Source organism: Streptomyces sp. NPDC033131, assembly GCF_055578365.1.
Genome location: NZ_JBVIPA010000030.1, coordinates 94,521 through 119,081, shown reverse-complemented (window position 1 = coordinate 119,081; position 24,561 = coordinate 94,521). Strand labels below are relative to the sequence as shown.

Annotated in this window: 19 protein-coding genes and 1 riboswitch; of the genes, 17 read left to right on the top strand and 2 right to left on the bottom strand. The window is 70.6% G+C overall.

What is annotated here, in order from left to right:
• The first annotated feature begins 357 nt into the window (after positions 1-357).
• The 17 genes from ACZ5XS_RS31670 to ACZ5XS_RS31590 all read left to right on the top strand — a co-directional run bounded on the left by ACZ5XS_RS31670 (position 358) and on the right by ACZ5XS_RS31590 (position 20,985).
• Positions 358-2,760 carry an N-6 DNA methylase gene (locus ACZ5XS_RS31670; protein ID WP_468657085.1) on the top strand — a complete coding sequence of 801 codons (2,403 nt, stop codon included), beginning with the start codon at positions 358-360 and terminating at the stop codon, positions 2,758-2,760.
• A 187-nt stretch (positions 2,761-2,947) separates the two neighbouring features.
• Positions 2,948-3,565, top strand: a complete 618-nt coding sequence (locus ACZ5XS_RS31665) for a hypothetical protein (protein WP_468657083.1) — start codon at positions 2,948-2,950, stop codon at positions 3,563-3,565.
• Between the two features lie 38 nt (positions 3,566-3,603).
• Positions 3,604-5,097 (top strand): protein kinase domain-containing protein, encoded by a 1,494-nt coding sequence (locus ACZ5XS_RS31660; RefSeq protein WP_468657097.1) that lies wholly within the window; start codon positions 3,604-3,606, stop codon positions 5,095-5,097.
• Between the two features lie 318 nt (positions 5,098-5,415).
• A complete protein-coding gene (locus ACZ5XS_RS31655; RefSeq protein WP_468657081.1) occupies positions 5,416-6,051 on the top strand; it encodes a SurA N-terminal domain-containing protein in 636 nt (211 codons plus the stop codon).
• 94 nt (positions 6,052-6,145) lie between these two features.
• Positions 6,146-7,123, top strand: coding sequence for a nucleoside triphosphate pyrophosphohydrolase (locus tag ACZ5XS_RS31650; RefSeq protein ID WP_468657079.1), 978 nt, complete (start codon positions 6,146-6,148; stop codon positions 7,121-7,123).
• A 248-nt stretch (positions 7,124-7,371) separates the two neighbouring features.
• Positions 7,372-8,643 carry a cytochrome P450 family protein gene (locus ACZ5XS_RS31645; protein ID WP_468657077.1) on the top strand — a complete coding sequence of 424 codons (1,272 nt, stop codon included), beginning with the start codon at positions 7,372-7,374 and terminating at the stop codon, positions 8,641-8,643.
• A 168-nt stretch (positions 8,644-8,811) separates the two neighbouring features.
• Entirely contained in the window at positions 8,812-9,825 is a 1,014-nt protein-coding gene (locus tag ACZ5XS_RS31640) for a LysM peptidoglycan-binding domain-containing protein (protein ID WP_468657095.1), read from the top strand.
• Positions 9,826-10,007: 182 nt separating this feature from the next.
• A riboswitch (cyclic di-AMP (ydaO/yuaA leader) is annotated at positions 10,008-10,184 on the top strand.
• A 3-nt stretch (positions 10,185-10,187) separates the two neighbouring features.
• On the top strand, positions 10,188-10,883 hold the full coding sequence (locus tag ACZ5XS_RS31635; RefSeq protein ID WP_468657075.1) for a transglycosylase family protein: 696 nt from the start codon (positions 10,188-10,190) through the stop codon (positions 10,881-10,883).
• A 391-nt stretch (positions 10,884-11,274) separates the two neighbouring features.
• Positions 11,275-12,558 (top strand): phosphopyruvate hydratase, encoded by a 1,284-nt coding sequence (gene eno, locus ACZ5XS_RS31630; RefSeq protein ID WP_468657073.1) that lies wholly within the window; start codon positions 11,275-11,277, stop codon positions 12,556-12,558.
• Between the two features lie 148 nt (positions 12,559-12,706).
• Positions 12,707-13,183, top strand: a complete 477-nt coding sequence (locus ACZ5XS_RS31625; RefSeq protein ID WP_468657071.1) for an FtsB family cell division protein — start codon at positions 12,707-12,709, stop codon at positions 13,181-13,183.
• Between the two features lie 22 nt (positions 13,184-13,205).
• On the top strand, positions 13,206-13,787 hold the full coding sequence (locus ACZ5XS_RS31620; protein ID WP_468657070.1) for a DUF501 domain-containing protein: 582 nt from the start codon (positions 13,206-13,208) through the stop codon (positions 13,785-13,787).
• A complete protein-coding gene (locus ACZ5XS_RS31615) occupies positions 13,784-14,749 on the top strand; it encodes a Ppx/GppA phosphatase family protein (protein WP_468657068.1) in 966 nt (321 codons plus the stop codon). Before ACZ5XS_RS31620 ends, ACZ5XS_RS31615 begins: the two co-directional genes overlap by 4 nt.
• Before the next feature lie 74 nt (positions 14,750-14,823).
• Positions 14,824-15,135: a WXG100 family type VII secretion target gene (locus ACZ5XS_RS31610; RefSeq protein WP_468657066.1), complete on the top strand. Its 312-nt coding sequence runs from the start codon at positions 14,824-14,826 to the stop codon at positions 15,133-15,135.
• Positions 15,135-16,847 (top strand): RNase A-like domain-containing protein, encoded by a 1,713-nt coding sequence (locus tag ACZ5XS_RS31605; RefSeq protein ID WP_468657064.1) that lies wholly within the window; start codon positions 15,135-15,137, stop codon positions 16,845-16,847. The genes ACZ5XS_RS31610 and ACZ5XS_RS31605 overlap by 1 nt, the downstream gene beginning before the upstream one ends.
• A 44-nt stretch (positions 16,848-16,891) precedes the next feature.
• Positions 16,892-17,551, top strand: coding sequence for a hypothetical protein (locus ACZ5XS_RS31600; RefSeq protein WP_468657062.1), 660 nt, complete (start codon positions 16,892-16,894; stop codon positions 17,549-17,551).
• A gap of 480 nt (positions 17,552-18,031) precedes the next feature.
• On the top strand, positions 18,032-19,447 hold the full coding sequence (locus tag ACZ5XS_RS31595; protein ID WP_468657060.1) for an NAD(P)/FAD-dependent oxidoreductase: 1,416 nt from the start codon (positions 18,032-18,034) through the stop codon (positions 19,445-19,447).
• Between the two features lie 236 nt (positions 19,448-19,683).
• Positions 19,684-20,985 carry a class I SAM-dependent methyltransferase gene (locus ACZ5XS_RS31590; protein ID WP_468657058.1) on the top strand — a complete coding sequence of 434 codons (1,302 nt, stop codon included), beginning with the start codon at positions 19,684-19,686 and terminating at the stop codon, positions 20,983-20,985.
• A 55-nt stretch (positions 20,986-21,040) separates the two neighbouring features.
• On the opposite strand, the gene ACZ5XS_RS31585 is transcribed toward ACZ5XS_RS31590, so the two are convergent.
• Both ACZ5XS_RS31585 and ACZ5XS_RS31580 read right to left on the bottom strand, forming a co-directional pair.
• Positions 21,041-23,569 (bottom strand): ABC transporter permease, encoded by a 2,529-nt coding sequence (locus ACZ5XS_RS31585; protein ID WP_468657056.1) that lies wholly within the window; start codon positions 23,567-23,569, stop codon positions 21,041-21,043.
• Positions 23,569-24,339, bottom strand: coding sequence for an ABC transporter ATP-binding protein (locus ACZ5XS_RS31580; RefSeq protein WP_468657054.1), 771 nt, complete (start codon positions 24,337-24,339; stop codon positions 23,569-23,571). The genes ACZ5XS_RS31585 and ACZ5XS_RS31580 overlap by 1 nt, the downstream gene beginning before the upstream one ends.
• Positions 24,340-24,561 lie beyond the last annotated feature (222 nt).

Below are 24,561 nucleotides of genomic sequence, written 5' to 3'. Positions count from 1 at the left end.
CTGTGGAGACGGTGTAAGACCTCAACGGGAGTCTTCCCGGACGGGGCGGTCGTCGGTGAAGCAGGAAACCCGGCGGGCGACCGCTGGAATCCCCCACTTTTAGGCGGGGGAGGAAGTCAAGCCCATGGTTGTGTCCCGCGTGCGCGCCGTGCGCCGTACGGCGACTGCCGCCGTTCGGCTGTCGCTCGTTCGCGGGGTCAATAAGAACTGGGTCCGTGAACCGAGTCAACACGGTTCACAAAATGTCGTGTGTACACGGCCGTGAATGGGTAGATCTTGAGTACGTCGGTATGCTCGGCGCCACACACGCGGGACCGTGGGAACGAAGACGACGCGGGACGACGAGGGGAGCCGGCGGTGCAGGACAACGCGACAGAGGTGACCGCCGCCGGGATCGCACGGCTCGCCGGCGTGGGCCGAGCCGCCGTGAGCAACTGGCGACGTCGGCACGCCGACTTCCCCAAGCCGGTCGGCGGCACCGAGACCAGCCCGTCCTTCGCCCTTGCCGAGGTCGAGGCCTGGCTGCGCCACCAGGGGAAACTCGCCGAGGTCCCGCTGCGGGAACGCGTCTGGCAACAGCTCGCAGGGCATCCCGATGGCCCGGTCACGGCACTCACCCACGCCGGCTGTGTCCTGCTCCTGATCCACGACCGGCCCACGGTCTGGCTCGAGGTGAGCGCCGGCTCCGACGAACGGCTGGCCGCGATGCTGCCCGGCGCGCTGGAGCAGGTGCTCGTGCCGCGCTTCGGGGCGCTGCGGGGCAGGCGTGGTGGCGGCGGCGGAAGTGACCGAAGTGACGGAAGTGGTGGCAGCGGCGTTGGGGGTGCTGGCGGGCGGGGTGTTGACCCGCAGCCGGGTGTGAACTCGCCGCAACCCGTGAACAGCCCAGATGCTGTGAACACCCCGGCGACCGCTCACGCCGCACCGGCTCCCGGTGGCCCGCACACGGCAACCCCGGTTCACGACTCCAGCGCTGTGAACTCACCGGGTGCCGTGAACACCGGCGGGGGTGTCAACACGGCCGGGGCCGTGAACACCGGCGGCGGCACGAACCTCGCCGGAGGCGTGAACTCCGAATGGGGCGTGAACTTCGCCGGAGGCATGAACTCCGCCGGGGCCGTAAACGCCGCCACCCCCGCCATTCACGCCCCCAGCGGCCCGGCCCTCCTCCCCTCCGCCCCCCTCCTCCGCGGCGCCGCCGAGCTCGCCGCCGAGTTGGGGGCACGCCAGGCGTTCGAGTTCCTGCTCGGCCGGCACCTCGACGCCAACCCGCGCCAGTACACGCTCACCCCCGGTGAACTCGCCGGTCTCATGGCCGACCTGGCCGGCCCCGCGCGTACCGTCCTCGATCCGGCCTGCGGTACCGGCGCCCTGCTGCGCGCCGTCACCCCGCGCCCCGACCAGGAGCTGTACGCCCAGGACAGCGCCCCGGACCTCGCCGCGCTGACCGCGCTCCGGCTCGCGCTGCACGCCCGGGTGAGCGTGCGCGCCGCCGCCGGCGACACCCTGCGCGCCGATGCCCACCCGGGACTGCAGGCCGACGCCGTCCTGTGCCATCCGCCGTTCAACGAGCGCAACTGGGGTCACGACGAGCTCGCCTACGACCCGCGCTGGGAGTACGGCTTCCCGGCGCGCAACGAGTCCGAGCTGGCCTGGGTGCAGCACGCGCTCGCCCGCCTCAAGGACGGCGGCACCGCCGTCCTCCTCATGCCGCCCGCCGCGGCCTCCCGTCGCTCCGGCCGCCGTATCCGCGCCGACCTGCTGCGCCGCGGTGCGCTGCGGGCCGTCCTCGCGCTGCCGGTCGGTTCGGCACCGCCGTACAACATCCCGCTCCACCTGTGGGTGCTGCGCCGGCCCGTGAAGGCGCCCGCGCAGCCCGAGGTGCTGCTCGCCGACGCGGGACAGTTCGCCACCGAGGGGCGCGGCGGGCCGGACTGGCGGGCGGTGCGCGACGCCCTGCTCGACGCCTGGCGTGCCTTCGACAAGGCGGGCCGCCTCACCGAACGTCCCGGCCTGGCCCGTTCCCTGCCCGTCATCGAGCTCCTGGACGACGACGTGGACTTCTCCCCGGCCCGCCACCTGCCGCCCCCGGCGGCGGCCGACGGCGCCGAGGCGCTCAGCGCGGTGCGCGAGCGCCTGGGCGAAACCCTGCGCCTGACCGCCGACCTCACCCCGCCCCCCGCGACCCCCGCACAGCCCGCGCGCTGGCCGCTCACCACCGTCGGCGAACTCGCGCGCGGGGGCGCGCTGGTGATGCGGACCGGCGGAAACGGCGGCCCCGCGCGCGTGCGCGTTCTCACCGACCATGACGTCCTCGCCGGGACGGCACCCTCCGGGACGCTTCCCGAGAGCGACGAGGAGGCCGTCCTCATGGAGGCGGGCGACGTCGTGGTGCCGGTGCTCGGCGGCGGCTCGGTGACGCGCGTGATCGACGGCGCCACGGCCGGCGCCGCCCTGGGGCGCAACCTCGTACTCCTGCGCCCCGATCCCGCGGCGCTCGACCCGTGGTTCCTGGCCGGCTTCCTGCGCGGCACCGCCAACAACCGCCAGGCCAGCAGCTACGCGTCCACCGCCACGCGCCTCGACGTGCGCCGCCTCCAGCTGCCCCGGCTGCCGCTGGACGAGCAGCGGCGCTACGGAGCGCGCTTCCGAGCCCTCGACGAATTCGAGGGGGCGATCCGCCGCGCGGGCCGGCTCGGGGAGCAGCTGGTGCGCGGGATGTACGACGGCCTGACGGACGGGACGGTCGCCCCCGGCTGAGCCGGAGTGATCAGCATGACAACGGTTCGGTACAACCCAGGACCGCTTGTCCGTGTCGGCCTATACGCTCGAAGCCACAATCGTGCGACCGGCGTTGCCCGACGCCGGCCGCCTTGGTGCGCTCGCCTCGGTGCGCTCGCCTCAGACATCAGGAGCTGTCATGCATGGCCACGGCTACACGCAGCCGGTGAGGAAGCCACCTCCGACGGGGTGGCTGGTCTTCGTGCGCGTGCTGTTCGTGGCGATCTCGGTCCTCACCATCGGCATCCTGGCCTGGACGATGCTGCTGCGCCTGGCGATCGTCACGCGCAAGGGGCTCGACTGGGGCCTGTTCGTGGCCGCGGGCGTGGCCGACTTCCTCGCGCTCGTGCTGCTCGGCACCGAGCCGGGCGAGGAGGTCCACACCGTGGGCGGCTGGACCGGGATAGGACTCCTCCTGGGCACGCTCGTGGCCGCGACCGCGTACTACCTCGCGGCGGACGTACGCCACTTCCACCAGCTCCGCTACGGCGTCTACGCACCGCAGGGCGCACCGCCACCCGCACCGGCCCAGACGTACGGCTACCCGCAGCACGCGACGCCAGGACCGTCGCCGTACACCGCGACGACCGTGCCGCAGACGCCAGGGCCCGTGCAGAGGCCGCAGACGCCCCAGCCCGCGCAGCCGCCCCTGCCGACCTCCCCGCCGCCCCAGCGCCCCGCGCCCGCCCGCATCGACCAGGTGCGCGCCGAGCTCGACGAGCTCAGTGACTATCTGCGCCGCCAGGACGGCCACCACGACGGCAACCACGAGGGCGGAAGGTGAGCGTGGCGACAGGACGTGTCGTCGGCGGCCGCTATGAACTGTCCACCCTCATCGGGCAGGGCGGCATGGGCCAGGTCTGGACGGCCTACGACCAGCGGCTAGACCGGCGTGTGGCGGTGAAGCTGTTGCGCCCCGACAAGGTGGCCGGCCAGGAGGCGGACGAGCTGCGGCGCCGCTTCGTGCGCGAGTGCCGGGTGACCGCGCAGGTCGACCATCCCGGGCTGGTCACGGTCCACGACGCGGGCAGCGAGGGCGAGGAACTGTTCCTCGTCATGCAGTACGTCGACGGCGCCGACCTCTCCGACCACCTCGCCGAGCACGACCCGTACCCGTGGCAGTGGGCGGTCGCCGTCGCCGCGCAGCTGTGCGCCGTGCTGAGCGCCGTGCACGCCGTGCCGATCGTCCACCGCGACCTGAAGCCGCGCAACGTGATGGTGAAGCAGGACGGCACGGTCACCGTCCTCGACCTCGGCGTCGCCTCCGTCATGGACACCGACACCACCCGTCTCACCCACACCGGCTCACCCATCGGCTCGCCCGCCTACATGGCCCCCGAGCAGGCGATGGGCGGCGCCGTCGGCCCGTACACCGACCTGTACGCCCTCGGCGTACTCCTGCACGAGCTGCTCAGCGGAGACGTCCCCTTCGCGGGCTCGACGGCGCTCGGTGTGCTGCACCGGCACCTGTACGAGCCGCCGCTGCCCGTGCGCCGCATCCGTCCCGAAGTCCCCGAGCCCCTCGAAGCGCTCGTCCTGCGCCTGCTCGCCAAGGACCCGCAGCACCGCCCGGCCTCCGCGCAGGACGTGTACGAGGAGCTGTCGCTGCTCCTGCCCGCGCGCGGGATGCCCACAGGGGCGCCCCTCGACCCCACCCGACCCTTCCTGCGCCCGCACGCCCCGTGGCCGGACCGCGCGCGCACGCCCGCGCCGCAGCCCGCCCCCGCCGCACCCGTGGCGCCCGCCGCCGAGAAGCCGGACGTCGCCCGGGCCGTCGACGAGGTCAAGCGCCTCCTCGGCGAGGGCCGCATCACCCAGGCCGTCGACATCCTCGGCGCGATCCTGCCCGCCGCGGCCGAACAGCACGGCGAGCACTCGCCGGTCGTCCGCACCCTGCGCAAGCAGTACGCGGCCACCCTCATGGACGACGGCCAGTACCGGCGCGCGCTGCCCGAACTGCGCCGCCTCGCCGAAGAACGCGCCGCCGAGGCCGGCCAGTCCGACCCGCAGTCGCTCCGTTTCCGCTACGAGGCCGCCCAGTGCCTGGAGCAGCTCGGCGAACCGGCGGCGGCGCTCGCGGAGTACCGGGCACTGCTGCCGTACTACGAGAACCAGTACGTGGCGGGCGACCCCGAGCTCGCCCACGAGGTCCGCCGCCGCATCGGACACCTCCTCCTCGCCCTCGGCGACCGCGCCGCCGCCCACGACACGCTGCTGCGGCTGCTGCACGACACGGAGCGGCTACGCGGCCCCGGGCACCCCCTCGCGGCGGAGATCCGCCGGACCCTGGAGTGGCTGGGACAGGTGCGCGGCTAGGAGTGCGGCCGGGTGTGCTGCCAACGCTCGGGCAGCGAACGCACTGCCAGTCGGTACAGGCAGTCCCGTACAGCCAGTTCGGTTCTGCCGGTTCGGTGCGACCGGGGTGGGTCACACAGATGTCCGGCCATCGTCAGGCCGGGAAGCGCGGATATCTCGCGTGGGCCGTCGCGGGAGCGCCGGGGCCGCGAAGCCGCGGCGGTGCCGGAAGTCCTGGTGAATCGTTGGTCGAATGGGTTGGCCAGAGCTTGCCCACTGCCTACCATCGATCACCGCAAGACCTTGTGCACCGCCGCACAAACTCCTCGGGAGGCTTCCTTGCACCGCCGCCGTCGCACCGCGCTCCTCCTCTCCGCCGCGATCGTCGCGGCCCCCCTCCTCACCGCCTGCGGAAACGATGCGCATCCCGGCGCGGCAGCCGTCGTCGGCGGTCAGCGGATCACCGTCTCCCAGCTGGAAACCCGGGTGAGCGAGGTACGCGCGGCGCAGCGGGCGGCGGTGCCGGACGACGCCCAGTACGAGCAGGCCATCGCCAAGACGGGCACGCTCACCCGCGACACCCTGCACAACATGGTCCTGGAGCGGGTGCTGCAGCGCGCCGCCGAGGACGCGGGCGTGACCGTCAGCCGCAAGGAGATCCAGCAGATGCGCAGCGGCCTGGAGCAGCAGACCGGCGGCGCCGAGGCCCTGGAGGCTGCCTGGCTGCAGCAGTACGGCATCGCCCCCGAGCGCCTCGACGAGAACCTCCGCCTCCAGCTGGAGGCCCAGAAGCTCGCCACCCAGCTCGGCACGAACACCGGCGATCCGGCCTTCTGGAACGCCCTGGCCAAGGCGTCCAGGAAACTGAACGTCGACCTCAACCCGCGCTACGGCGCCTGGGACGTCAACAAGAGCAGCCGCGTCGACACGAAGACACCGTGGCTGCGCGAGGTCACGTCGACACAGACGGCATAGCCGCAGGGCGGGGATCATTCATACGATCGCACTGCACCTCTCCGCCCTGTGGATAACTGATCGCCTCGTCGGCGGCGTGCGTTAGCTTCGAATCGTGAACGCAACCAGCCCCGAAGCCGCCACCGGCCGCATCGTCCTCCTCACCACCAGCCACCGCGTCGCGCCCGGCCTGCTGTCCTGGCCCGCCTGGCAGGCACTGCACGCCGCCGACCGGGTGCTGTGCGCGGACGGCGCGCACCCGCAGCTGCCCTACCTGCGCGAGGCGGGCATAGCGGTCGACCAGGCGTCGCCGACCGCCGAGGAACTGGTCGACGCCTGCGCCGGAGGGCGGACGGTGGTCGTGGTCGCCACCGGTGAGGGGGAGCCGGCCCTCACGGACGGCCTGGCACGCCTCGCGGGCTCCGGCCGCGTCCACATGCCCGACCTGGAGTTGCTCCCGGCCTCCTACGACCTGCCGGGCGCCCGCCTCCTCGACCTCGTCCAGGTCATGGACCGCATCCGCGCCGAGTGCCCCTGGTCGTCCCAGCAGACCCACAAGGGCCTGGCGAAGTACGGCATCGAGGAGGCGTACGAACTCGTCGAGGCCATCGAGGAGGGCGACCGCGACGAACTGCGCGAGGAACTGGGCGACGTCCTGCTCCAGGTCGTCTTCCACTCCCGTATCGCGGAGGAGGACCCCGACGCCCCCTTCTCCGTCGACGATGTCGCCGGCGGCATCGTCACCAAGCTCATCCACCGCCACCCGCACGTCTTCGGCGACGAGACGGCCACGACCCCCGAGGAGGTCAAGGAGCACTGGCTGCGCACCAAGGCGATAGAGAAGCAGCGGGAGTCGGTGACGGACGGTGTCCCCCTCGGCCAGCCCGGCCTCGCCCTTGCGGCGAAGCTGGCGTCGAGAGTGCGCACGGCCGGTCTGGAAGTCCCGCTGCCCCCGACCGAGGGCATCGGCTACGACCTGCTCGCCCTGGCGGTGCGGGCGGAGGCGGAGGGCGTGGACCCGGAGGCGGCACTGCGCGTCGCCGCACGGGCGTACCGGGACGCGGTTCGGGCTGCTGAAGGGCTCGGCGACTAGCCCCGACGCCTCCTCGGGATTCGTACCGGCCCACGGGGCTGCTGCCGCGAAAGCAGGCGGCCGGGGCGGCCGGGGCAGCCACGGCAGCCCAGGAAGCAGAGGAAGGCAAGGAACAAACGCACAAGGCCCCTCCGCCCACCCCACCGGCCTCCCGAAGCGCTGCCCGGCCCCCAAGCCCAACCCTCCCCCCGGCGTCCCCCGCCGTCTCTCCGGCGTCCCCCCGCCGTCTCTCCGGATACCGTCAAGGAGTGACCGACCAGCCCGCCCCCTCGGACTCTGCCCCGGAACTCTTCACCTGGGAGTTCGCGACGGATCCCTACCCCGCCTACGCATGGCTGCGTGAGAACGCCCCCGTGCACAGAACCAGACTCCCCAGCGGCGTGGAGGCCTGGCTGGTCACCCGGTACGTGGACGCCAAGCAGGCCCTCGCCGACCCGCGTCTGTCGAAGAATCCGGCGCATCACGACGAGCCCGCCCACGCCAAGGGCAAGACCGGCATCCCCGGTGAGCGCAAGGCCGAGCTGATGACCCATCTGCTCAACATCGACCCGCCGGACCACACGAGGCTCCGTCGGCTCGTCTCCAAGGCGTTCACCCCCAGACGCGTCGCCGAGTTCGCCGACCGGGTTCAGGAACTCACCGACCACCTCATCGACCAGTTCGCCGAGAAGGGCAGCGCCGACCTCATCCACGAGTTCGCCTTCCCCCTGCCCATCTACGCGATCTGCGACCTGCTCGGCGTCCCCCGCGAGGACCAGGACGACTTCCGGGACTGGGCGGGAATGATGATCCGTCACGGCGGAGGGCCTAGGGGCGGTGTGGCGCGGTCGGTGAAGAAGATGCGGGGCTATCTCGCCGAGCTCATCCACCGCAAGCGGGAGGCGCTCCCGGAGACCGCAGCCCCCGGCGAGGACCTCATCTCCGGCCTCATCCGCGCCTCCGACCACGGCGAGCACCTTTCGGAGAACGAGGCCGCGGCCATGGCCTTCATCCTTCTGTTCGCCGGGTTCGAGACCACTGTCAACCTCATAGGCAACGGCACGTACGCCCTCCTCACCCACCCCGAGCAGCGAGACCGGCTCCAGAAGTCCCTCGCCGCCGGTGAACGGGGTCTGCTGGAGACCGGGGTGGAGGAACTGCTCCGCTACGACGGCCCCGTCGAGCTCGCCACGTGGCGGTTCGCGACCCAGCCGCTCAAGGTCGGTGGGCAGGACATCACGGCCGGCGACCCCGTTCTCGTCGTACTCGCCGCCGCGGACCGGGATCCGGAGCGGTTCGCCGATCCGGACACCCTCGACCTGTCCCGCCGTGACAACCAGCACCTCGGATACGGCCACGGCATCCACTACTGCCTGGGCGCGCCCCTCGCCCGCCTGGAGGGCCAGACCGCCCTCGCGACGCTCCTGACGCGTCTTCCGGACTTGCAACTCGAGGTGGAACCGGCTGATTTGCGGTGGCGGGGCGGTCTCATCATGCGCGGGCTGAGGACGTTGCCCGTCACGTTCACGCCGCGTGCCTGACTCCTCTCACCTGCGTAAAGGTGACGCGCCCTCAACTCTGTGACTTTCACGTGATCTACGCGGCATTAACTTGTGACAAGTGTTCGACTGCCTATACGTTCACGGATCAATGCGGCACCGAGCCTCACCCGCCGCGTTGATCACCGTTGTCTCGTGAAAGGTTTCCGCATGCTCTCCGGGAACGGCCGTCATCGTCGCCCCCGCCAGGCTCCGGCCATTCTCGTGGCGGCCGGAGTGACGGGCTCCGCCATCGCGATCCCGCTTCTCGGCGCCACCGGTGCGAGCGCGGCGACCGGCACCACGTGGGACCAGGTGGCGAACTGCGAGACGGGTGGGTCCTGGAGCGAGAACGACGGCGACGGGTACTTCGGCGGGCTCCACATCGCCCAGGAGGACTGGGAGCGGTACGGCGGTCTCGACTTCGCCTCGCGTGCCGACCAGGCCAGCCGCAACCAGCAGATAGCGGTCGCCGAGAAGATTCTCGCGGACAAGGGCGTCGGCTACTGGTCCACCTGCGGACTGCTCAACGGGCTCAGCAAGGACTCCGCGGCGGCCGACGTCGACACGGGCGTGGCGGACGGCGCGACGTCGGACAGTAGCGAATCACCCGACTCGCCCGGCTTGTCGGACTCGTCCGAATCTTCGGCGGACTCGTCGGCGGGCGCGCCCTCGGACGTGTCGGCGTCGCCCACCCCGTCCAGCTCCGGCGCCCGGTCGGACGGTTCCGGCAAGACCGGCAAAACAGACAGATCCGACTCGTCGTCCGATGCGGGCTCGGGTCCCGGCGACGCGCAGAACTCACAGGGTTCCGACAGCTCCTCCACGGGCGAGACGAAGCTGGACGACTCGGACAAGTCCTGGCAGGAGGGCGGCTCTTCGGCCCTCGTGGACACCGGCTCCCTCAGTGCCGGCCGGCACCGCGGCGGCAGTGCCGACGAGGCCGCCGCCGACAGCGGCGCCGACGAGGCCGGCAGCGGCACCTCGACGGGCCGTCACGCCGTTCGCGCCGACTCGTACACCGTCCGCGTCGGAGACACCCTCGCGTCCATCGCCGACTCCCTTGGTCTCCAGGGCGGGTGGCGTGAGCTCTACGCCGAGAACAAGCAGGCGATCGGCGTCGACCCGAGCGTCATCGTGCCCGGTCAGACCCTCTCTCTCGGTGTCGAATCGGGCGAAAACTAACGGGAGTTCACGTCACACTTCGCGCTGAATGTCCGTTTTGGCGAAAGTGTGGGATGACTCTCAGAAGCCTTGATCGTCTTTGAAATTCCGCGGATCGCGTGTCTACCGTCGTGACCGCTCGCCAACACGAGCCCCGGCTGCCGCAACGCCGAATCCTGCCAGCGGCCGTACGGGAACAGTCGTCGCGTCAAGCGCCGTAGGCAGGAGCGGGGGACCCAAGGTAAGTGCCGGGACCAGCAGTTGAGCTGGGTCCGGCTTGGGGTGAAGCCGTGCCGCGCACGAACAGTGCGCAGCACGGCCGGGCAACTCAACCGGCCCGAACCCGACAGCTCACCTCGCAGGCGTCGGTGAGGGGATCCACCATGCTGTTTTCCAGCAAGGGCAAGCACCGCCGCCCGTCCAAGGCCACTCGTGCCATCGCCATCGCCGGTGTCACCGGCGCCGCCGTCGCCGCCCCGCTGATGGCGGCCGGCAGCGCCTCCGCCGCCACGGCCTCCGAGTGGGACACCGTCGCCCAGTGCGAGTCCGGCGGCAACTGGTCCATCAACACCGGCAACGGCTACTACGGCGGTCTGCAGTTCTCCGCCTCCACCTGGGCCGCGTACGGCGGCACGCAGTACGCCGCGCAGGCCAACCAGGCCTCCAAGTCCCAGCAGATCGCCGTCGCCGAGAAGGTCCTCGCCTCCCAGGGCAAGGGCGCCTGGCCGCACTGCGGCGTGAACCTGTCGAGCTCCGCCTACAACGGCAGCACCGACACCACGTCGAACAGCTCCAGCGGCTCGAGCAGCGACTCCTCGGAGACCTCGACCCGTTCCTCGGAGCAGCAGGCGTCCCGTTCCGCGGACCGTCCGGCCGCGAAGAAGACCGTCACCACCCCGACCGGCAAGAAGGTCAAGAAGGGTGACGGCGAGTACAAGGTCGCCAAGGGCGACACCCTCAGCTCGATCGCCGAGGAGAACGACGTCAAGGGCGGCTGGGCGAAGCTGTTCGAGCTGAACAAGGACATCGTCGAGGACGCCAACCTCATCTACCCGGGCCAGCAGCTGCACCTGAAGTGACACGCGGCTCGTAGTCGAACCACAGGGCCCTCCCAGGCGTGGCCTCCACAGTGGAGGCACGTGAGGGCCACCCCCGTCCCCACGGGCTCCCCGCTCCGGTGCGTCTTCCCCCGTACGCACCGGGGCGGGGCTCTTTCATGCGGGGTTCAGGCGGGGTCCGTGCGGGTCCATGGGTGCCGGTGCGGATCTCATGCGGGGTTTCATGCGGGGTTTCGTGCGGGTTTCCGCACACGTTGCACCGGACTCTTTGTTCCGTTCGGAAACAATTTACTCTCGGTTCTGTCCATCGGGTGGTCGACGGGCTGGCCGATCGCCCGGAGCCGGTTAGGCTCGTCTCGCAGTGCCCACCGCGGTCCTGCCAGCCCGCGTCACATTGAAGAAGGAGATGCTCGTGCCGTCCATCGACGTCGTCGTAGCCCGGGAAATCCTGGACTCCCGAGGCAACCCCACGGTCGAGGTCGAGGTCGGCCTCGACGACGGCAGCACGGGTCGTGCCGCCGTTCCGTCCGGCGCCTCCACGGGTGCCTTCGAGGCCATCGAGCTCCGCGACGGTGACCCGAACCGCTACCACGGCAAGGGTGTCGAGAAGGCCGTCCTCGCCGTCATCGAGCAGATCGGCCCGGAGCTCGTCGGCTACGACGCCACCGAGCAGCGCCTGATCGACCAGGCGATGTTCGACCTGGACGCCACCGACAACAAGGGCTCGCTCGGCGCCAACGCCATCCTCGGCGTCTCCCTCGCCGTCGCCCACGCCGCCTCCGAGGCCAGCGACCTCCCCCTCTTCCGCTACCTGGGCGGTCCGAACGCGCACCTGCTGCCCGTTCCGATGATGAACATCCTGAACGGCGGCTCGCACGCCGACTCCAACGTGGACATCCAGGAGTTCATGATCGCCCCGATCGGCGCGGAGTCCTTCTCCGAGTCGCTGCGCTGGGGCACCGAGGTCTACCACACCCTCAAGAAGGTGCTGAAGGCCAAGGGCCTGTCCACCGGCCTCGGCGACGAGGGCGGCTTCGCCCCGAACCTCGGCTCCAACCGCGAGGCCCTCGACCTCATCCTCGAGGCCGTCAAGGAAGCCGGTTACACCCCCGGCGAGCAGATCGCCCTGGCCCTGGACGTCGCCGCCTCCGAGTTCTACAAGGACGGCGTCTACTCCTTCGAGGGCAAGGACCGTTCCGCCGCCGAGATGACGGAGTACTACGAGGAGCTCGTCGCGGCCTACCCGCTCGTCTCCATCGAGGACCCGCTGTTCGAGGACGACTGGGCCGGCTGGAAGGTCCTCACGGACAAGCTCGGCGACAAGGTGCAGATCGTCGGCGACGACCTGTTCGTCACCAACCCGGAGCGCCTGGCCCGCGGCATCGACGAGGGCGCCGCCAACGCCCTGCTCGTCAAGGTCAACCAGATCGGTTCGCTGACCGAGACCCTGGACGCCGTCGAGCTGGCCCAGCGCAGCGGCTTCAAGTGCATGATGTCCCACCGCTCCGGCGAGACCGAGGACGTCACCATCGCCGACCTCGCCGTCGCCACCAACTGCGGTCAGATCAAGACCGGCGCCCCGGCCCGCTCCGAGCGTGTCGCCAAGTACAACCAGCTGCTGCGCATCGAGGAGATCCTCGACGACGCCGCGGTGTACGCCGGCCGCAGCGCGTTCCCGCGGTTTCGTACCGCCTGACCAGTGGCCACAGCGCTCCGCACCTGCTGAGCACGGCAAGGCCTGACCCAAGCGGGGTCAAGGCCCAGCCAGTCGTACGTACGTCCCCGTACCCGGTCCCGTACCGTGTCCGGGGACGTACGTACGTGTGAGACGGGAGGCGGGGGACATGGCCGTGAAGGACCGGGACCGTTTCTCCACCGCGACCAGGATCAAGCTGCTCGGTGAGCAGACCGCGGCCCGTGTCTACCGCTCCCAGACCAAACGGCAGGCCCGCCGCTCCCGGCTCACCGGCCGGGCCGCGCTGCTCGCCATGGTGCTGTGCACGCTGATCGTGGCGCTCGCCTATCCCATAAGGCAGTACGTCTCCCAGCGCGCCGAGATCGCCGACGTGCGGCGCCAGCAGGAGCAGGCGCGGCAGCGGGTCGAGCAGCTGCGCGACCTCAAGGCGCGCTGGCAGGACGACGCGTACGCGGAGCAGCAGATCCGGCAGCGGCTGCACTACGTCATGCCGGGCGAGACTGGTTACATCGTCATCGACCCGAACGCGGCCCGGCAGTCGCGCGCCGACCTCGGCGCGGCCGACCGCCCCTGGTACGCGAACGTCTGGGACGGCGTCGACAAGTCCGACGCCTCCGACCAGTGAACCGACCGATGGAAAGACAGGCATGCAAACGCCCCCGCCGACCACCCCGCGCACCGAGCCCACCGACGCGGACGTCGAGGCCTTCAAACAGCAGCTCGGGCGTCCGCCGCGCGGTCTGCGCGCGATCGCGCACCGCTGTCCGTGCGGCCAGCCGGACGTGGTCGAGACGGCCCCCCGTCTCCCCGACGGCACCCCCTTCCCGACGCTGTACTACCTGACGTGCCCGAAGGCGAACTCCGCCATCGGCACCCTGGAGGCGAACGGCGTGATGAAGGAGATGACCGAGCGGCTGGAGACCGACAAGGAACTCGCCGCCGCCTACCGTGCCGCGCACGAGGACTACGTCCGGCGCCGTGACGAGATCGAGGAGCTGAAGGGCTTCCCGAGCGCGGGCGGCATGCCGGACCGCGTGAAGTGCCTGCACGTCCTGGTCGCCCACTCCCTGGCAGCCGGCCCCGGGGTCAACCCGCTGGGCGACGAGGCGCTGGAGATGCTGCCGGAGTGGTGGCGCAAGGGGACGTGCGTGACGTCCATCCAGGGCGGCCAGGGCGGCCAGGACGCTCGTGACGTTCAGGACGCTCAGGTTCAGGAGGAGGCCAAGTGACCCGGGTCGCCGCCGTCGACTGCGGCACGAACTCCATCCGGCTCCTCGTCGCCGACGCCACTGAGTCCGATGACGCCTCCGGCGCGGGCGCGACCGGCACCCTGGTCGACCTGGACCGCCGTATGACGATCGTCCGCCTCGGCCAGGGCGTCGACCGTACCGGCCGGCTCGCCCCCGAGGCCCTGGAGCGGACCTTCGCCGCCTGCCGCGAGTACGCGGCGATCATCAAGGAGCACGGTGCGGAGCGGCTGCGTTTCGTCGCGACCTCCGCCTCCCGGGACGCGGAGAACCGGGAGGAGTTCGTGCGCGGGGTGCTGGACATCCTCGGTGTCGAGCCGGAGGTCATCACCGGCGACCAGGAGGCGGAGTTCTCCTTCACCGGCGCCACCAGGGAACTGACCGGCCGCGACGACCACGCCAAGCCCTACCTCGTCGTGGACATCGGCGGCGGCTCGACCGAGTTCGTCGTCGGCGACGACCACGTGCGCGCGGCGCGCTCCGTCGACGTGGGCTGCGTCCGGATGACCGAGCGGCACCTGGTGCGGGACGGGGTGGTGAGCGACCCGCCCTCGAAGGGGCAGATCGCGGCGATGCGGGCCGACATCGAGGCGGCCCTCGACCTGGCCGAGCAGACGGTCCCGCTGCGGGAGGCGCACACACTGGTCGGCCTGGCCGGCTCGGTGACGACGGTCTCGGCGATCGCCCAGAACCTCCCCGCGTACGACTCCACCGCCATCCACCACTCCCGCGTCACCCACGACCGGGTCCGGGAGATCACCGAGTGGCTGCTCGCCTCCACCCACGCCGAGCGCGCGGCGGTCCCCTCCATGCATCCGGGGCGCGTCGACGTCATCGGGGCGGGCGCCCTCGTCCTGCTCTCGATCATGGAGCGGATCGGCGCGCGGGAGGTCGTCGTGAGCGAGCACGACATCCTCGACGGCATCGCCTGGTCCCTCGCCTGACCCTCAACTCCCCTTGAGCTAGGCTCACATGTGCGAATCATGGGGTCACGGACAACCAGGGTGACGGGGGACGCATGGCAACCGGTGCCGGTGACGACCACATAACCGTCCAGTTCGCCGGCCTTCAGCTTCTGGCGGGCGATCTGGAGGACATCCTCAAGCAGCTCAACGGCAGGCTCGACGACCTCTATGACCGGGTGGCGCCGGTCGTGCTGTCCTGGAGCGGCGAGACCCGCGAGACATTCGTCGACAAGCTCGAGGAGTGGGATCGTTCCGCGCAGGACCTCCAGGCGGCGCAGAAGTGGCTGCACGAGGTCGTCACCACCGGCCACACCAACTACTCGGCCGCGCACCGAGCGGTGCTGCGCGGCTGGGGAGCGGCCTGATGGGAACCCCGTCGCCGCCGTCCGGCGGCGGCACCATCGACGTCAAGCCGTCCAACCTGCATCAGGTGGCGGGCGGCTTCGCGGGTCAGCAGACCCCGTTCGACAAGGCGGCCAAGGACCTCGTCACCGCTCTCAAGGAGTACCCGGACGCCGGCGGACACGGCACGGCGGCCCAGGCGTTCGCGACCGCGTACGTCAAGGCGGGCAGCCGGTTCCTCGAGGTGTGGGCCAAGTCCGTGGTCAGTGTCGGAGGCGCCGCGGTCGGCTTCGCGACGACGGCCAACACCTACGCCAAGGCGGAGGCGGCCAACGACGCCTCGGGGCAGACCGTCGCCCGGACACAGCCGCCGCCCGTCGTCATCGACAAGGTGCCCGACTACGGCTCGGTGCCGGACCTGAAGTGGGGCGACGACGACGGCGGTGACGACTTCATCCGCTCGCTCCTGGAGTGCATCCCGGACGTCGTGTGGCACGTCATCCGTCCGCTGCTGGAGCACGCGTTCCGCTGGGGCAAGGTCGCCGAGGTCTACCCGTACCCGCAGCAGCACTACCTCAACTCGCTGTCCCAGGCATGGTCGAACACCACCATGTCGCTGTCCGTCACGGAGAGCGGTCTGACCGGGCTCGTCAGCAGCATCACGCTGCAGAGCAACAGCGAGTGGCACGACGCGATGCGGCAGTTCTGCAGCTCGCTGTGGGGGACGACGGACTGGGGCAGGAGCACGGCGGGGTACGAGTGGAAGCACGACAGCTCCGCGTCCCCGACCGCCAGTCACCCGGTCATGACCGTCCTGTTCGACACCGCGATGAAGATCAGCGACCTGTTGCGCGAGTTCGCCGAGGCCGCGGTCGAGCTGAACGGCAAGGTCTGGGACATCTACATGGAGGCGGTCAGGCAGGCCGTCGGCGACATCGACCTCAGTGACGGCGTCGATCTCAACGACGTCAAGGAAGGCGCGAAGGGGGTCGGCCGCTTCCTGAAGGGGCTCGCCACGGGAGCCGCGGAACTCAGCGTGGAGATCACCCTCAACATCGACACGGCTGCCCTGAACGCCGTGGTCGAGGGGTACAACCGGCGCGTCAACGCGCTCACGCCGAGGTTCGCGGGGCTGACGGCGGCCCTGGACGAGGCGCACCGCGGCGCGCCCACCTACGCCGCGGAGGAGGCGCGGGCCGAGGCCTTCGGGGCGCGGGCGCTCAACGACTTCAAGAAGCAGCACAAGTACACGACGGACGCCGACGAGAAGAACCACTTCTACCCGATCGACCTGGCCAACGCGGAGGGCCTCTACGGTGGTCACAGCGTGGACAAACACGTGGGCAAGACGGACGAACAGCTCGCGCAGCGGCTCAGGGACCAGCAGATCACCCGTCCCGACGGATCGGTGCGGCCGCTGGCGGCGTCCTCGTACCCGGACCTGGCGGCCGCCCAGCGGTTCACCCAGGAGACCCTGGACGACATCCCCAACGCGGAGAGGATCGAGCGCTGGCTGGACCGGCTGGAGCGGGAGCCGGTCGCCAACGAGAGATCGACCCTGACCCTGGACAAGACGTTCAGCGAGGTGACGGGGCGCACGGTGCCCCGCACCGCCTACGACGCGGACGGACTGCAGGCGCGGGGGAGCGACGCGCACGGCGCGAACGTCGTCCTGCGGTACAAGAGAGGTCTTGACCCACCCTTTGTCGTCCTCACGTCCATGCCGACCGGGTAGCGGTCGGCGACCGAGGCTGGAAGCGGAAAGGAGCAGCGGCCGTCGTGACCACCTACACGGGTGCCGTCTTCAACAACGGGATCGTGGCGGGCCTCCTGGAGGTCCTCGCCTCGGCCCGCGAGCGAGGCGGGACGGCACCGTTCGCCGACGAGATCGCCCGCGTCAACCGCACGCTCGACAGCTGCGCCGCCGCCCGGTGGGCCATGCCGAGCGCCACCTCGGCAGCCCTCCTCGATCTCCTCGCCGAGGATCTGCGGGCCGATCCGGTCCGGGACCTGCCGCCGGGCTTCCTCCAGAGGCTCGACGAGGCCGCGGGGGGCCGGAACCGGTCGGAGTTCCTCACGGACACGGCCCGCCTGCTGCGTACCTCGCAGCGCGCGGGGATCGCCCGGTTCGAAGACCTCCCGATGTCCGCCTGGGAGGCGGAGCTGAGGTACGCCCACCTGCGGGACTTCTCCTGGTGGGTCGAGTCGGACGAGTACGGGACCTTCGAGGAGGGCGTGCTCGCGGGCGTGACCAGCGAGCACCCGGGCGGCTGCGCCCACCTGCTCCCCGCGCTGATCGCGGAGCTGCACGCGGCTCTGCTTCTCGACGCGGACGCGCGGTCCGTCGCGGGTCTGCGCTCCGTGGTCCCCTGGGCCACTCCGCCGATCCTGCGGGAAGTGCTGCGACTCGCCTCCGCGCATCTGCTCGACGCGCACTGAGCATCGCCTCGACGCACGCGAAGGAGACGCGCCGAGCGTCGGTCGTCCCTGCTCGGTGGCACTCTGCTGAGCAGCTCGGATGCCCGTTTGAGCATGCCCGAGGGGCCTGCGTGGGGCACCCGGTGCCACCCGGCCGAGAAAGTTCGTGAAGTTCTTCACAAGGAATTCGGCCCTCCTGAGGGACGAAGGTGTCCCCGTTGACCCTTCCGGGGCCCCAATGCCCAGGTGAACGTGTTCAAAAGGGGCCGGCGGGGGCCTGCGGCGGAGGTACTGGAGGGGTGCGTCGCGGGGGTCCCGCGGAGCCGGTTCGTGGCCAGAGAAGCAGCTCACGCGGCATTGACAACGCCACGCCCTACACGCTGGTTCCCACTCCGCGCCATGACGTGGATCACGCGAGCGGCGGAGGATAGCACACACGGCCGGGAAGCTTGTGAAGGGGCGCACGAGCGACCCCTCTGAGACGGGTGGATACTCGATGGCATGAGCACCACGGAGCGTCCCAGGATCCTCGTAGTAGGCGGTGGGTACGTAGGCCTGTACGCAGCTCGGCGCATCATGAAGAAGATGCGCTACGGCGAGGCGACCGTCACGGTCGTCGACCCCCGGTCGTACATGACCTACCAGCCCTTCCTCCCCGAAACCGCCGCCGGCAGCATCTCCCCGCGCCACGTCGTCGTCCCGCTGCGACGCGTGCTGCCCAAGGCGGAGGTCCTCACCGGTCGGGTCACCACCATCGATCAGGACCGCAAGGTCGCCACGATCTCCCCGCTGGTCGGCGAGGCGTACGAGCTGCCCTTCGACTACCTGGTCATCGCGCTCGGCGCGGTCTCCCGTACCTTCCCGATCCCCGGCCTCGCCGAGCAGGGCATCGGTATGAAGGGCATCGAGGAGGCCATCGGTCTGCGCAACCACGTCCTCGAGCAGCTCGACAAGGCCGACTCCACGAACGACGAGGAGATCCGCCGCAAGGCGCTCACCTTCGTCTTCATCGGCGGTGGCTTCGCGGGTGCGGAGACCATCGGCGAGGTCGAGGACATGGCCCGCGACGCGGCCAAGTACTACAACAACGTCTCCCGCGAGGACATGCGGTTCGTCCTCGTCGACGCCGCCGACAAGATCCTGCCGGAGGTCGGCCCCAAGCTCGGCCAGTACGGCAAGGAGCACCTGGAGGGCCGTGGGGTCGAGGTCTACCTCTCCACCTCCATGGACTCCTGCGTCGACGGCCACGTGGTGCTGAAGAACGGCCTGGAGGTCGACTCCAACACCATCGTGTGGACGGCCGGCGTCAAGCCGAACCCCGCCCTCACGCGCTACGGCCTTCCGCTCGGCCCCCGCGGTCACGTCGACTGCGAGCCGACGCTCCAGGTCAAGGGCACGGACTACATCTGGGCCGCGGGCGACAACGCCCAGGTTCCGGACATCGCCGCCCGCAAGGCCGGCAACGAGAACGCCTGGTGCCCCCCGAACGCGCAGCACGCCCTCCGGCAGGCGCGCGTCCTCGGTGACAACGTGATCTCCGGTATGCGTGGCTTCCCGCAGAAGGACTACGCGCACTCCAACAAGGGTGCGGTCGCGGGTCTGGGCCTCCACAAGGGCGTCGCGATGATCGTCATGGGCAAGATGAAGATCAAGCTCAAGGGCCGTCTCGCCTGGTACATGCACCGTGGCTACCACGGTCTGGCCATGCCGACCTGGAACCGCAAGATCCGCGTCTTCGCGGACTGGACGCTCGCCATGTTCCTCAAGCGCGAGGTCGTCGCCCTCGGTGCCCTGGAGACTCCCCGCGAGGAGTTCTACGAGGCCGCCAAGCCGGCGCCGGTCGCCGCCGCGAGCAAGGCCGAGGGCAGGTCCAAGGCCGAGGACAAGCCGAAGGCGGAGCAGGCCAAGGCCTCCTGACCTCCGGTCACCCGAACGCCCCGAAGGGGCCGCCCGCCATCCGTGGTGCGGGCGGCCCCTTCGGCGTTCCCGGCCGCACTCCGCCCCCGGGCGGGCGGTGCCCCGACGGCCGGAAATCCATGTGGCGTGCACACGTTTTTGCCCAGCCGTAACGCGAACGAGGGACTGCGGCCCGGCCCCGCAGGTGTTTACGTGGTGTTGGACATTTCGGGTCCCTCGTCACGGAGGTGTACGCCATGGCAGACGCCGCGCTGCGGCTGAAAAGTCTCGTCGAACAGTTGCTGGGTGCACCGCTCCCCTTGCGCATCCGCGCCTGGGACGGTTCGCAGGCGGGGCCGCCGGGCGCGCCGACACTCGTCGTGCGCAATCGCCGGGCCGTGCGCCGGCTGCTGTGGAAGCCGGGTGAACTGGGCCTCGCCCGTGCCTGGGTCGCCGGGGACCTGGACGTCGAAGGGGACCTCTACACCGCCCTCGGCCTGATCTCGGGCCTCGTCTGGGAGCGTGACGAGGACGCCCGCGGGGCCGGCCAGGCCCTGCGCGACCCCGAGGTGCGGGCCGCCGTACGCGGACTCGTCGCCCTCGCGGGCCCTCCGCTGCCGCCCGCCCCGCCCCGCGAGGAGGTCCGCAGACCCCGCCGCCGCCTGCACACCAAGCGCACCGACAAGCGCGCCATCAGCCACCACTACGACGTCGGCAACGACTTCTACGAGATCGTCCTGGGCCCCAGCATGGTGTACTCCTGCGCCTACTGGCCGGCCCCCGAGGCCGACGGCGGCACCCTCGAAAACGCCCAGCGCGACAAGCTCGAACTCATCTCCCGCAAACTCGACCTGGCACCCGGCCTGCGCCTCCTGGACGTCGGCTGCGGCTGGGGTTCGATGGCCATCCACGCGGCCCGCGAGCACGGCGTGAGCGTCGTCGGCATCACGCTCTCCCAGGAGCAGGCCGCGTACGCCCGTAAGCGCGTCGCCGACGAGGGGCTCACCGACCGGGTCGAGATCCGCGTGCAGGACTACCGGGACGTGACCGACGGACCGTACGACGCGATCTCCTCCATCGGGATGGCCGAGCACGTGGGTGCCGAGCGGTACCTGGAGTACGCCGCCGTCCTGCACCGGCTGCTCAAGCCCGGGGGGCGGCTGCTCAACCACCAGATCGCCCGCAGGCCCGAGCGGAAGGGGTCGACGCACAGCGCCGACGTGTTCATCGACTCCTACGTCTTCCCCGACGGCGAACTCGCGCCCGTCGGCACCACCGTCACCCAGCTCGAACGCGCCGGGTTCGAGGTGCGGGACGTCGAGTCGATCCGCGAGCACTACGCCCTCACCCTGCGCCGCTGGGTCACCAACCTGGAGGGGGAGTGGGCGCGTGCCGTGGGGCTCGCCGGTGCCGGGCGGGCCAGGGTCTGGCGGCTGTACATGGCCGCCTCCGCGCTCGCCTTCGAGCGCAACCGCATCGGCGTCAACCAGGTCCTCGCTGTCCGGACTCCCCAGTCCGGCGTCTCGGGGCTGCCGTTGCGGTCCCGGACCTGGAACTGAGGACACGACAGGGGCCCCGTCCTCACGGAAGGACGGGGCCCCGACTGCCGTACCGCTACTCCGCCTTGATCGCCGTCAGCATGTTCAGCCGGGCCGCCCGCCGGGCCGGCCACAGCGCCGCCAGGACGCCCACCGTCGCCGCCAGGAGCAGGAAGACCGCCATCCTCGCCCAGGGCAGGACGAGTTCGTACGTCGCCAGGCTCGCGCCGAGGAGTTCCCCGGCCGCCCAGCCGAAGAACACACCGAGGCCGATGCCCAGGATCCCGCCGAACAGGCAGATGACCAGGGACTCCAGACGGACCATCCGCTTGATGCCCTTGCGGTCCAGGCCGATCGCGCGGAGCATGCCGATCTCCTGGGAGCGTTCGAAGACCGACATGGCCAGGGTGTTGATGACGCCGAGGACCGCGACGAGCACGGCCATCGCCAGCAGGCCGTAGAGCATGTTCAGCATCAGCGTGAACATCTGGGCGATCTCGTTGGAGAGGTCCTTCTTGTCCTGGACCTTGATGGCCGGGTTGGCGCCGAGGGCCTTCTCCAGCTTGTCCTTCGTCGCGCTCGACGCCCCGTCGGACGTCTTGACCATCACCTGCATGTCGGCCGGGTCAGTCTGGTGCGGGGAGAGCGTGGCGTTGTCCAGGATGATGCCCTGGATCATCTCGTTGCCCTCGTAGACCCCGGCGACGCTCAGTTCCTGCTTCTTGCCGTCCTCGTAGGCGACGGTGAAGCGCGAACCCGCCTTCCAGCCGTGTGAGGTGGCCGTCGTGTCGTCCACGACGACCTGCGTGCCGCCCACCTCGAAGGCACCGCTGTCGACCTTCAGGTCGGTCAGTTCGCGGATCGTTCCGCCCGTGACGCCGGTGAGGTACTCGGTCTCGCCGTCGATGCGGGACGGCGCGTTGCGCAGCGGGCTGGTGGCGGTGACGTCGTCGACCCGGCCCAGCTTCTTCTCGACGTCCAGGGACAGTTCGTTGCCGTTGGCCATGGAGACCACGTAGTCCGCCCGGATCGCGGACGCCGCCATCTTGTCGATCGACTTCTGCAGGCTGCCCGCCATCACCGTCATGCCGGTGATGAGGGTGAGACCGATCATCAGCGCGGAGGCCGTGGCGGCCGTGCGGCGCGGGTTGCGCACCGAGTTCTGGCGGGCCAGCTTGCCGGAGACGCCGAACACGCGCAGGAGAGGTGCCGCGGCCGCGATCAGCGGGCGGGACAGCAGCGGGGTGAGGATGAAGACGCCGATGATCAGGAGGACGGCGCCCAGACCCATGGGAGCCTGGCCGTCCGAGCCGGACATCGTCGTGGCCGCGAGGACGACCGCGACACCCGCCCCCGAGAACAGCGCCCCCAGCGTGTTGCGCAGCACCAGCGACTTGGCGGTCGCCTGTGCGTGCACGCTGCTCATCGCCGCCACCGGCGGGATCTTCGCCGCCCGGCGGCCGGGCAGCCAGGCCGCCAGCATGGTGACGAGGACACCGACCGCGAGGGCCGCGACGACCGTGCCGGGCGTGACGATCAGCGGCCCGTCCGGGACGGTCGCGCCGAGCGAGCCCATCAGCGACCGCAGTCCCGCGCCGATGCCGACGCCGGCGGCGAGGCCGGTCACCGCGGCGACCACGCCGACCACGAACGCCTCGACGAGGACGGAACGGGTGACCTGCCGGCGCGAGGCACCGACGGCCCGCAGCAGTGCCAGTTCCTTGGTGCGCTGGGCGACCAGCATGGTGAAGGTGTTGGCGATGATGAACGTGCCGACGAACAGCGCGATGCCCGCGAAGACCAGCAGCCCCTGCTTCAGCCCGGACATCGAGGCGGAGATCGCCTGCGCCTGACTGTCGGACAGTTCCTGTCCGGTCGTGGTCTCGACGGTGTCCTTCGGCAGCGCCTTGTCCAGCTCCGCCTTCAGCGCCGCCTGGCTGACGCCCGCCTTCGCCTTGACGTCGATCTGGTCGTACGTGCCCGCCTTGCCGAACAGCCGCTGGGCCGTCGCCGTGTCGAAGAGGGCGAGGCTGCCGCCGGCGGCGACGTTGCCGTCGTCGGTGGTGAAGATGCCGGTGATCTCCGGCTCGAGCACCGGGCCGTCCACCGAGATCCGTACGGTGTCGCCGACCTGGTATCCGGCGCGCTTCGCGGTCTCGGAGTCGATGAGGACCTGGCCCGCACCGCTCGGCGTGCGCCCCCCGACCAGCGGGTACCGGGGGTCCTTGGCGCCCCAGTAGTTGCCGCCCTGGGACTGGAAGCCGCCGCCGATCAGCTTGCCGTCCTTGTCGGCGATGGCGGTGAAGCCGTTGACCACGCCGATGGCGGAAGCGGCCCCCGGGACCTTCGCGCTCTCGTCGAGCAGCGCCTCGGTCAGCTCGGCCCGCTTGCCGACGGTGTCGCCCTTGTCCTCCTGGAGCTCTGCCTCCACGGCCACGTCGACCTGGCCGAAGCCCTTGGCCGAACTCTTCTGGTAGGCCTCGGAGATGGTGTTGGTGAAGACCAGGGTCCCCGACACGAAGGCCACGCCGAGCATCACGGCGAGCACGGTCATGAGCAGTCTGGCCTTGTGCGCGAGTACGTTGCGCAGGGCGGTGCGGAACATCAGCTGGTACGGCCCTTCGCGTCGAACTGCTTCATGAAGTCGAGGACCGACTCCGCAGTGGGGCCGTACATCTCGTCGACGATCCGCCCGTCCGCCAGGAACACCACCCGGTCCGCGTACGCCGCCGCCACCGGGTCGTGGGTCACCATCACCACCGTCTGCCCGAGCTCCCGTACGGAGTTGCGCAGGAAGCCCAGCACCTCGGCGCCTGAGCGCGAGTCGAGGTTTCCGGTCGGCTCGTCACCGAAGACGATGTCGGGCCGGGACGCCAGGGCACGGGCCACGGCGACGCGCTGCTGCTGGCCGCCGGACAGCTGGGAGGGGCGGTGGCTGAGACGGTCGGCCAGGCCGACCATCCCGATCACCTTCTCCAGCCACTGCTTGTCCGGCTTGCGGCCCGCGATGTCCATCGGGAGGGTGATGTTCTCCAGGGCCGTCAGGGTCGGCAGCAGGTTGAACGCCTGGAAGATGAAGCCGATCTTGTCCCGGCGCAGCTTGGTCAGCTGCTTGTCCTTCAGCGAGCCCAGCTCGGTCTCGCCGATGCGCACCGAACCGGAGGAGAAGGTGTCCAGGCCGGCCACGCAGTGCATCAGCGTGGACTTGCCGGACCCGGAGGGACCCATGATCGCGGTGAGCTCGGCCTGCCGGAAGTCGACGGAGACCCGGTCGAGGGCGACCACCTGGGTCTCGCCCTGTCCGTAGATCTTCGACAGATCCGTGGCGCGCGCGGCCACGGTGGTGGCCCGGCCGGCGATGGATGCGGTGGTCACGAGTGGGCACTCCTGAAGGACGAGGGGTTGTCGGAGGGACGACATCCATCGTCCGTGCCGCCCGCCGCCGTGGAGTCACCCCCTGTTCCGGTTCTGAAGGCAGCCTCGGGTCGGACCAGGGGCCGGCGTGTCATACCTGGGGATGACGGCCACCCCTGACGGATGCAGAGAACAGGTGGAGCCCCCTCGTTCGAGCGGTGAAATTCCGTCATTCCGCATGCG

What these genes read in the sequence shown, in the direction of transcription:
- ACZ5XS_RS31595 (WP_468657060.1), top strand. Translation starts at nt 18,032, where the DNA reads ATGAGCACCACGGAGCGTCCCAGGATCCTCGTAGTAGGCGGTGGGTAC.
- ACZ5XS_RS31625 (WP_468657071.1), top strand. Translation starts at nt 12,707, where the DNA reads ATGGCCGTGAAGGACCGGGACCGTTTCTCCACCGCGACCAGGATCAAG.
- ACZ5XS_RS31640 (WP_468657095.1), top strand. Translation starts at nt 8,812, where the DNA reads ATGCTCTCCGGGAACGGCCGTCATCGTCGCCCCCGCCAGGCTCCGGCC.
- ACZ5XS_RS31610 (WP_468657066.1), top strand. Translation starts at nt 14,824, where the DNA reads ATGGCAACCGGTGCCGGTGACGACCACATAACCGTCCAGTTCGCCGGC.
- ACZ5XS_RS31635 (WP_468657075.1), top strand. Translation starts at nt 10,188, where the DNA reads ATGCTGTTTTCCAGCAAGGGCAAGCACCGCCGCCCGTCCAAGGCCACT.
- ACZ5XS_RS31605 (WP_468657064.1), top strand. Translation starts at nt 15,135, where the DNA reads ATGGGAACCCCGTCGCCGCCGTCCGGCGGCGGCACCATCGACGTCAAG.
- ACZ5XS_RS31590 (WP_468657058.1), top strand. Translation starts at nt 19,684, where the DNA reads ATGGCAGACGCCGCGCTGCGGCTGAAAAGTCTCGTCGAACAGTTGCTG.
- ACZ5XS_RS31620 (WP_468657070.1), top strand. Translation starts at nt 13,206, where the DNA reads ATGCAAACGCCCCCGCCGACCACCCCGCGCACCGAGCCCACCGACGCG.
- ACZ5XS_RS31585 (WP_468657056.1), bottom strand. Translation starts at nt 23,569, where the DNA reads ATGTTCCGCACCGCCCTGCGCAACGTACTCGCGCACAAGGCCAGACTG.